We start from the raw sequence: 1,473 nt of genomic DNA, 5'->3' as shown, positions 1-1,473 counted from the left end.
GAAAACTATTCGATGGAACATGGAAAGCCTCTTAAACCTGTTAAAAGGCATGCTCGTTCAATAATGACTGTTCCAAAGACAATGAACTGTCCCAAGTGTGGTGCTCCATCAGATTATCTTTATGCGAATAATGGAAACAAAGGGCAGTTTCTGTGTAAGATCTGTTCGTGTCTTTTCCATGATAAGAATCGGTTTTCTAAAGAGGCGATTTTAAGGTGCCCTCACTGTGCCAAAACACTAGAAAAAGTCAAAGAAAGGAAAGATTTCTCCGTCTTCAAGTGTAAAAACAATGATTGTTCCTATTACCAAAAGAAGCTAAAAGCCATGTCTAAAAAAGAGAAAAAACGGTTTAAGAAGGATCCTCAGGCATTTAAAGTACGATATATCTTTCGTCAGTTTCACGTTGATTTTCTACCTTTGTCTAAACAATCACCCGAGTTACCAAGAGTAAATTTGTCTAAGATCCATGCTTCACCGCATACATTGGGTTTAATCTTGACTTATCATGTGAATTACGGGCTATCAGCCCGCAAAACAGCTGCGATTATGCAAGATGTTCACGGTGTCGCTATTTCTCATCAAACGATATTGAATTACGAGAATAGTGTCGCTCTGCTCCTAAAGCCTTATGTGGATTCTTATCCTTACGAGCTTTCAGATCAATTTTGTGGCGATGAAACCTATATCCGCGTGAATGGAAAATGGCACTATTTGTTTTTCTTTTTTGACGCGGTCAAGAAGATCATTCTCTCTTATCCCGTGTCTCCCAATCGAGATACGGTCACGGCTATTCGCGCCATTGATGAAGTATTAGTGAAGATGAAGGAGATTCCGGAAGATCTCACTTTGGTTGTCGATGGAAATCCCATCTATCTTCTAGCTCAACACTTTTTCGCCCAACACGACATCCAGTTTGATGTCAAACAGGTGATTGGTCTAACAAATGATGACCCTGTTTCAACTGAATTCAGGCCCCTCAAACAAGTCATTGAGCGACTGAATCGTACATTTAAGGGAAACTATCGTTCCACCCATGGCTTTGGTTCAGAACATGGTTCTGTTTCCTATGTCACCTTGTTTGTCGCTTACTTTAATTTTCTGCGACCACATGCCTCTTTAGAGGGAAAGGTACCTGTCATGAATCCAGAACTGTCTGGTCTTCCGACAATGCCCGCACGGTGGACAAAACTGATTGAGTTAGCCCAACAATGGATTGTAAAACAACGGTTAGCCTAACTTTTTGTTTAGCTGAGCCCCTTGATTTTTATTGGGCAATTCAGCAATCGGCGGAGCGAACTCTTGACAAACCGAACTTGCCAATGGTTTAAAATAGGAAAAACCAAGGGCTTATTTGGTTTGCCTTCTTTTTGTCCTCTTCGCCCTTGTTACTTGTAATTCAAACCATTGGCGTGTTTGTCAAGAGCGATTGCGGTAGCTTACCACCACATTTAGACCGTAGAGCTACGTTTAGGC

At 41.3% G+C, this 1,473-nt stretch carries 1 protein-coding gene; it reads left to right on the top strand.

Annotated features, from left to right (window positions below; genetic code table 11):
• A partial coding sequence (locus tag J2Z23_RS22070) for a DDE-type integrase/transposase/recombinase (RefSeq protein ID WP_209975388.1) occupies positions 1-1,236 on the top strand: 1,236 nt, incomplete at its 5' end.
• Positions 1,237-1,473: the final 237 nt, after the last annotated feature.

It is taken from the genome of Lederbergia galactosidilytica (genome assembly GCF_017873565.1).
Taxonomy (GTDB): Bacteria; Bacillota; Bacilli; order Bacillales; family Bacillaceae_C; genus Lederbergia; species Lederbergia galactosidilytica.
Note: the sequence above shows the minus strand (reverse complement) of the source record. Positions and strands in the feature narration are given on the sequence as shown.